5 protein-coding genes are annotated in these 8,423 nt (G+C 59.7%); all 5 read left to right on the top strand.

Translation table 11 applies throughout. From position 1 onward, the window contains the following. The first annotated feature begins 73 nt into the window (after positions 1-73). From rfbA to NKH57_RS11370, 5 genes are read left to right on the top strand one after another with little or no spacing between them, the layout of a single operon-like run. Positions 74-955: a glucose-1-phosphate thymidylyltransferase RfbA gene (rfbA, locus tag NKH57_RS11350; RefSeq protein WP_352944237.1), complete on the top strand. Its 882-nt coding sequence runs from the start codon at positions 74-76 to the stop codon at positions 953-955. Then, positions 956-1,510, top strand: coding sequence for a dTDP-4-dehydrorhamnose 3,5-epimerase (rfbC, locus tag NKH57_RS11355; protein ID WP_352944239.1), 555 nt, complete (start codon positions 956-958; stop codon positions 1,508-1,510). A 27-nt stretch (positions 1,511-1,537) separates the two neighbouring features. Further along, positions 1,538-2,608 (top strand): dTDP-glucose 4,6-dehydratase, encoded by a 1,071-nt coding sequence (gene rfbB, locus NKH57_RS11360; RefSeq protein ID WP_352944241.1) that lies wholly within the window; start codon positions 1,538-1,540, stop codon positions 2,606-2,608. Further along, on the top strand, positions 2,605-3,498 hold the full coding sequence (gene rfbD / locus NKH57_RS11365) for a dTDP-4-dehydrorhamnose reductase (RefSeq protein ID WP_352944243.1): 894 nt from the start codon (positions 2,605-2,607) through the stop codon (positions 3,496-3,498). Before rfbB ends, rfbD begins: the two co-directional genes overlap by 4 nt. Before the next feature lie 11 nt (positions 3,499-3,509). Continuing rightward, entirely contained in the window at positions 3,510-8,171 is a 4,662-nt protein-coding gene (locus NKH57_RS11370) for a glycoside hydrolase family 99-like domain-containing protein (RefSeq protein WP_352944245.1), read from the top strand. The last annotated feature ends 252 nt before the right edge of the window (positions 8,172-8,423 follow it).

Consider the following 8,423-nt stretch of genomic DNA (forward strand, 5'->3'; position numbering starts at 1 on the left):
TTGACAAGCCATTGCGTGGAACCTAAGCACAAGCAGCAAGGCCAGGGGGCTTTGGCATGTCAAGGAGAGCTTCTTGAAAGGAATTATCCTTGCCGGGGGCAGTGGAACGCGCCTTTATCCGCTAACATTAGCAATCTCTAAGCAGATTCTGCCGATATACGACAAGCCGATGATCTATTATCCGCTGAGCGTTTTGATGCTCGCGGGTATCCGAGAGATTCTGGTCATTTCAACACCGCGTGACCTGCCGGTCTTTCGCGATCTGCTTGGCGATGGATCGGAGTTCGGGCTCGATCTGTCCTATGCCGAGCAACCGCAACCCAACGGTCTGGCGGAAGCCTTCATCATCGGCCGGGATTTCATCGGCAAGGACAGCGTGTCGATGATCCTTGGCGACAACATCTATTTCGGCGATGGGCTGTCGCAGCTTTGTCGCACTGCGGCCTCGCGCGAAAAGGGTGCTTCGGTGTTCGCCTATCATGTCGAGGATCCCCAGCGTTATGGTGTCGTATCCTTCGACAAGGCCACCGGGACGGCGCTGACGATCGAAGAAAAGCCGCAGAACCCGAGATCCAACTGGGCTGTCACCGGTCTCTATTTCTACGACAATGACGTCGTCGACATCGCCCCCTCCATCCGGCCCTCGGCGCGTGGCGAACTCGAAATCACGGCGGTCAACAATGTCTATCTCGAGCGCGGCCAGTTGCATGTGCACCGGCTGGGGCGCGGCTATGCCTGGCTCGACACCGGTACGCAAGACAGCCTGCACGAAGCGTCTTCCTTCGTGCGCACCATCGAGCATCGCCAGGGCATCAAGGTCGCCTGTCCGGAAGAGATTGCCCTTGAACAGGATTGGCTGACGGCGGACCAGGTTCTGCGTCGCGCCGACCGCCTGGGCAAGAACGAATATGCCGCCTATCTGCGGCGGCGTGTCGTGGACCTGTCGGAGGGCTAGATGCTGGAAGTCAGGTCCCTTGGCATCGATGGCGTGCTGGAAATCGTGCCGAAGCGGCATGGCGACGCGCGCGGGTTTTTCGTGGAAACCTATAATGCCGAACGTTTTGCGCAGGCTGGGATAGATCTACTTTTCGTGCAGGACAATCATTCCTATTCCGCCGCGGCAGGCGTTTTGCGAGGGCTTCACTACCAGCTCGCGCCGCGGGCGCAGGACAAGCTGCTGCGCGTCATCCGCGGCAGCATTCTCGACGTCGCGGTCGACATTCGCCGCGGCTCGAAAACCTTTGGAAAATGGGTCGCACTCGAAGTGTCGGCTGAAGAGGGCAACCAGATTCTGGTGCCGAAAGGCTTTGCGCACGGCTTCGTGACGCTCGTGCCCGACACCGAGGTCCTGTATAAGGTCACCGACACCTATTCGCAGGCGCATGACCGGTCTATCCGTTTCGACGATCCCGCCATCGGCATCGAATGGCCGTCATTGTCCGGCGGGTTCCAGCTTTCGGACAAGGACCTGAAGGCGCCGCTATTGGCCGCCGCCGAGGTGTTTGCCTGATGATTGCCAAAGGATGAGGACAGTGGCATGAATTTTCTGGTGACAGGCGGTGCTGGCTTCATAGGCTCGGCGGTATGCCGGCATCTGTGCGCCAACCCGGCCTATCGCGTGACCAATCTCGACAAGCTCACCTATGCGGGCAATTTGGCATCGCTGCGGCCGATCGAGAACGCGCACAATTACCGCTTTGCGCAGGCCGATATCTGTGACGAGAAGGCGGTGCTCGACATCCTCCGCCGGGACGATATCGACATCGTCATGAACCTTGCCGCCGAGAGCCATGTCGACCGCTCGATCGACGGGCCGGGCACGTTTATCGAGACCAACATCGTCGGCACCTACAAGATCCTCAATTCCGCGCTGGAATACTGGCGCGGCCTGCCCGAGGAGCGGAAGAGCCGCTTCCGCTTCCATCATGTCTCGACCGACGAGGTGTTCGGCGATCTGCCTTTCGATGGCGGCATGTTCGTGGAGGAAACGCCCTACGCGCCGTCTTCGCCCTATTCCGCTTCCAAGGCCGCCTCGGACCATCTGGTGCGAGCCTGGCACGAAACCTATGGCCTGCCGGTCGTTCTTTCCAACTGCTCGAACAATTACGGACCCTATCACTTTCCCGAAAAGCTGATCCCGCTGGTCATCCTCAATGCGCTCGACGAAAAGCCGCTGCCGGTCTATGGCGCCGGCGCCAACGTGCGCGACTGGCTGTTCGTCGAGGATCACGCGCGCGCGCTGGAACTTGTCGCAACCAAGGGGCAGCCGGGCGAAAGCTACAATGTCGGCGGCAATTCCGAGCGGACGAATCTGGGCGTCGTCGAGACGATCTGCGATCTGCTCGACATCAGGCGTCCCCGGGCCGGTGGCAAGAGCTATCGCGACCTGATTTCCTTCGTCACCGACCGTCCCGGCCATGATCGCCGCTACGCCATCGACGCATCGAAGATCGGCCGTGATCTCGGCTGGGCGCCCAACGAGAACTTCGACAGCGGGCTGGCCAGAACCGTGGACTGGTTCCTCGACAACAAATGGTGGTGGGGGCCGATCCGCGAACAGCACTATGCAGGCGAGAGACTGGGCGAAGCGCGCAAGGGGGCCGCGTGAGGGTCGTCGTCACTGGACGCGAGGGCCAGGTCGCGGCAAGCCTCCTGGAGGCCGGCCGGCGACGCGCCGGCGTGGAGGTCGTTGCCATTGGCCGGCCGGAACTCGATTTGGCCAGACCCGAGATGGTGATCGAAGCCATTGCGGCCGCCAAGCCCGACATCGTCGTGTCGGCCGCCGCCTACACGGCCGTGGATCAGGCCGAGGATGAGCCCGACCTGTCATTCGCGGTGAACGCCGTCGGCGCCGGCAAGGTGGCGGAAGCGGCAAGGCGGCTTGGCGTTCCAATCATCCACCTTTCGACCGACTATGTCTTCGACGGCTCGAAGGACAGCGCCTATGTCGAGACCGACGCGACCGCACCGGCCAGCGTCTACGGTGCCTCCAAGCTTGCCGGCGAGCAGGCGGTGGCATCGGCCAACCCGCGCCACCTGATCCTGCGCACGGCATGGGTCTACAGCCCGTTCGGCAAGAATTTCGTCAAGACCATGCTGCGGCTTGCCGCCGATCGCGACGAGATCGCCGTCGTGGCCGATCAATGGGGAAATCCAACATCCGCACTTGATATCGCCGACGCAATCCTGCATGCGGCAGCACAGCTGCATGACGACAAGAGCGTCAGTGCGCCCGGCATCTATCACCTGGCCGGAACCGGCGAAGCCAACTGGAGCGGCTTTGCCCGTCATATCCTGGACACAAGCCGCGTGTCTGGTGGCCCTTGGGCGCGGGTAAGGGACATTGCAACGATGGACTACCCGACCAAGGCGCGCCGCCCCGCCAATTCCCGGCTATCGAGCGCGAAATTCGCCTCCGCGTACGGCTGGGATGCGCCGGACTGGCGGAAGTCGACGGAGACGGTGGTGCGGCGGCTTCTCATCGATGGGACGAAATAGGCATTGATGGCATGAGCAAGCATCCGTCACTCGAAAATATGCGCGATGGTATACCGGCCGGCGAGGTGGCGCCGAAGGCGCGCGCCAAGGCGAAAGCCGCGCGGCCTGGAAAACACGACGGTTCACTTCGTGACCTGTACAACGCGCATCGTGGCAAAGTGTCGGATAAGTGGTCAATCTATCTCAGCACATATGACCATATTTTTTCAGAGTATCGAAACAAGCCGGTTCGGATTCTGGAAATTGGAGTTCAGAACGGCGGGTCGCTAGAGATATGGCAAAAATATTTTCCGAATGCGGAAATTATCGTCGGCTGCGACATCAATCTGGCCTGCGGAAATCTGGTTTTCGATGACAAGAAGATTGAAATATCGGTAGGTAACGCCAATACCGGTGAAGTAGAGCGCGATATCATTGCGAGGTCGGAGAAGTATGATATTATAATTGATGACGGATCGCATTTATCATCGGATATAATATGCTCGTTCGCTCGATACTTCCCCCATCTTTCTGAAGGGGGGATGTACATAGCGGAAGATCTGCATTGCAGTTACTGGCAGGAATTCGAGGGCGGTCTCTATGATCCTCTTTCCTCGATGTCGTTCTTCAAGCGCCTGCTTGACGTGGTCAACCATGAGCATTGGGGGCTGGATCGTCGTCGGGTCGATGCCCTGGCCACTTTCGCGGACAGGCACCAAGCCGCATTCGATGAAGCTTCTCTCGCGTCGGTTCATTCGGTTGAGTTCTTGAACTCGCTTTGCGTTGTTACGAAGCGGCCGATTCCGGAAAATATCCTGGGCGCGCGCAGCGTGCACGGCCTGGCTGCGCTAGCCGACGGGAGCGTGGTGCCTCTCGACGACACCGAGAGCAAGGCGACCGATCAAACCGGAAATCCATGGTCGTTACGGTCGACGACTATGGAAGAGGAGATCGAAACCAACAGGCAACTGATAAAACACCATGGAGTGCAGATCGAGGCCTTCTCTAGTGAGATAGTCGAAATGCGCGAACAGCTCCGGAATCGCGAAGACGAAATCGCGCGGGCAAGGGCGCTGGCCATCGCCAGGGCCGAAGAGATCGCGCGGATGAGCGCGCAGGCCGTAGCGACCGCCGACGAGACAGCGCGGGCAAGGGCGCTGGCCATCGCCAGGGCCGAAGAGATCGAAGTCCTGCGAGAAGAACTGTCGGTTGCACAGGTGGCGACGAGCACGCTGCTTGGAGAACGCGACAATGCGCGCTCTGAGGAAACCCGGTTGCATGGTGTTCTTGATGCCGTCTATGCCAGCACGTCTTGGCGACTGACCAAGCCTTTGCGCGGGATTGGGAACCGCGTCCGCGCGATCGGCCATACACCCATGATGGCTCGCCGCTTGGTGGCTCGAGGCGCCTACACCTGCTGGCACAATCTGCCGCTGCCTATCGACGTCAAGCGGAAGATAAAGAGAGCGGTGTTTTCGACGTTCCCTTCGCTGTTTGGCGTTACGAATGCCTACCGCGCTTGGAGAAACATGGAGGCGCCCGACGCGCCCAACGGGATGGCGTTGCACGGGGCGCTGGTCAGCTCTGGCCCGATCTTTGCGCCCGAACCCGTCTATGTGCCACGTCTCGAGGCACCGCCGCTGCTCCAGAAGCCGGTGCGCATCATTGCGTTCTATCTGCCGCAATTCCACCCGATCCCCGAAAATGATGAATGGTGGGGGCAGGGTTTCACTGAATGGACCAATGTCAGGCCCACAGAGCCGCAATTTGCCGGCCATCAACAGCCGCACGTGCCAGATGCGCTCGGCTATTATGATCTGCGCGATACCGCCGTGCAGCACCGCCAGATCGAACTGGCAAGGCTCTATGGCGTGGAAGCCTTCTGCTTCTATTTTTATTGGTTTGCGGGCAAGCGGCTCTTGGAAAAGCCGCTTGAGAACTGGCTTGAGGACAAGAGCCTCGACATGCCGTTCTGCGTCTGCTGGGCCAATGAGAACTGGTCGCGCCGTTGGGACGGGATGGACCAGGAGATCCTCATCGCCCAGGACCATTCCCCCCAGGACGATCTCGCCTTCATCGCCGAGGTCGCGCCTTATCTTCGCGACCCTCGCTACATCCGCGTCGGTGGCAAGCCGCTGCTACTCGTCTATCGGCCAAGCCTGCTGCCGGCGGCAACCGAGACAGCGCGGCGCTGGCGGACTTGGTGCCGGGAGAACGGCATTGGCGAGATTTTCCTGGCCTACACCCAATCGTTCGAATCTGTGCCGCCCGATCGCTACGGGTTCGATGCCGCTGTGGAATTTCCGCCTAACAATTCCGCACCGCCAAATGTCACGCATACAGTGACGCCGCTGCATGAGGATTTTGCCACGACCGTCTATGACTGGTCGGTTTTCCTGCAGCGCAGCGAGACCTATTCACCCCGCAAATACAAGCTCTTCCGTTCGGTTTGCCCTGGCTGGGACAATACGGCACGCCGCAAGCGCGGCGGCACCGTGTTCATCAACAACACCCCTGCGCTCTACCGCAGATGGCTGGACAATGCCATTGAGGACACCTTGGCCCATGTCAGCGAGCCATCCGAGCGGCTGGTTTTCGTCAATGCCTGGAACGAGTGGGCGGAAGGCGCCCATCTGGAGCCCGATAGCGCCAACGGCCACGCCTACCTGCAAGCGACCCGCGACGCGTTGGAGGCGGCCAACAGGAAATCCAAGTCCCGGATCGTAATCGTTTCGCACGACGCCCATCCCCATGGAGCGCAATTGCTGGCTCTCAATATGGCCAAGGGATTCAAGCTACTTGGCTTTGACACCGATCTCATTGTGCTGGGTGATGGACCGTTACTCGGCCGTTTCGCCCACGCCGCGACCGTGCACAGGATCAACTTGCCTGAGCAAGGCGATGCCGATGTGTTGAAACGCTTGGCCACCATCAGAAACAACGGCGCCGAAGTGGCCGTTGTCAACACCACCGTATCGGGTAGGCTCGTGCCGCTGTTGAAGCGGGCGGGGTTTCGCACCGTTAGCCTCGTCCACGAACTGCCCGGAATATTGGCGTCCTATGGTCTTGCTGACGCAGCCGCAGCCATTGTCGAGAGCGCTGACACGGTCGTTTTCCCAGCCGAGATCGTCAAAGCCGGATTCGAAGAGTTCGTTGGCGGGCCGGTCAACCAGTCGGTAGTCAGGCCGCAAGGACTCTATCTGCGTACGCCCTACCACGCCGATGATCGCCAACGGGTCCGCGAGGCGATCCGCGCGAAATTGCAGCTCTCGACTAAAGCCAGCATCATCTTGTGCGCGGGCTATGCCGACCATCGCAAGGGCCTCGATCTTTTCGTTGATGCTTGCCTCAAGGTTATGGCATCCAGGTCGGATGCGGTTGCAGTCTGGGTCGGCCATGTCGATACTGTCTTTCACGCCAAGCAAATGCGTCGGGTGAAGGAAGCGGGACTCGAGAACCGCTTCCGCTTTGTCGGATTGGTGGAAAATCCGCAGGAGTACTATTTCGCGGCAGACATCTACGCCTTGACCTCGCGTGAAGATCCGTTCCCCTCGGTGGTGCTCGAGGCGCTTGATGCCACAGTGCCGGTCGTTGCCTTCGAAGGCGCTGGCGGCTTCCAAGATCTGCTGAAGCGTGATTGCGGAATCCTTGTGCAGGCCTTCGACACTGATGAGATGGCCAAGGCTATCGGCAATCTGCTCGACAATCAGGGCGAAGCACGGCGTCTGGGGGGCGTCGGACGTGATATTGTTCGCCAGGAATTCAGCTTCAATCACTACCTGCATGACCTGCTGATTTATTCCGAAAGGCCATCGCCGCGGGTGTCGGTCATTGTGCCGAATTACAACTACGCTCGATATCTGGGTGCGCGCCTGAACTCGATCGTCGATCAGACGACAAGGCCCTACGAGTTGATCGTGCTCGACGACGCCTCGACCGACGAAAGCGTCGAAGTCATCGAGAAATTTCTGGCCGGTTGCGACATTCCATTCCAGCTGGTCCTGAACGCCGAAAATTCGGGCTCGGTATTCCGCCAGTGGATGCGTGGGGTCGAAATGGCGCGCGGCGATTACATCTGGATCGCCGAAGCCGACGATCTTGCCGATCCCGATTTTTTGGTCGAGCTTCTGCCCGCTTTCGAGCGCAAGGAAGTGGTGATCAGCTATTGCCAGTCGCGCCAGATAGACGGCACCGGCCGCGTTCTGTCCGAGCACTATCTCGACTATGTGGCCGATATCGATCGGTCCCGTTGGACGAAGCCCTACGTCGTGGACGGCCGCCAGGAAATCGCCGAGGCGCTCTACCTCAAGAACACCATTCCAAACGTCAGTGGCGTCTTGTTTCGAAGGGAAGCGCTGCGTGAGACACTCAGCCGGAGCCTCGACGAAATCGCATCCTATAGGAATGCGGGCGACTGGGTCACCTATCTGCGATTACTGGAGAAGGGCAATATTGCGTTTCATCCTCGCGCGTTCAATTCGCACCGCCGGCACCAATCAAGCGTCACGATAGGGAGTTTCAACGCCAGCCATCTGCAGGAGATCGCGCGCGTGCAATCCGAAACGATTGCCCGCTTCGATCTGGGAGCGACGGCGCAAGCTTCGGCAAGCGCATATGCCCAAGGCCTGTACGAGCGGTTCGGCCTCGCGACGGGCGACAAGCCACGCTTCGAGAGGAATAGTCCTCGGTCATAGGGCCGAGGGTTGCGATGCCTCTCGAATCGTTCTTCGGACCTCGACGTTGGAGCCGGTGTCGCTCGTATACATCGCTGCCGGCGGAACCAAAATCCAACAGTGCGAACTCGCGACAGCGGGCCAAAGGCTGGCTTAACGCCAGGGCCTTCCTATATTGGCCGGAACACCTAGAGCGGAATGAATTGAGGCTGAATCGGCGTGGGATTCCCTTAGGCGTGCAAATCTGATTCAACCTTCATGCTGGGCAAGGAG

This window comes from Mesorhizobium sp. M1050 (genome assembly GCF_040318715.1).
Lineage (GTDB): Bacteria > Pseudomonadota > Alphaproteobacteria > Rhizobiales > Rhizobiaceae > Mesorhizobium.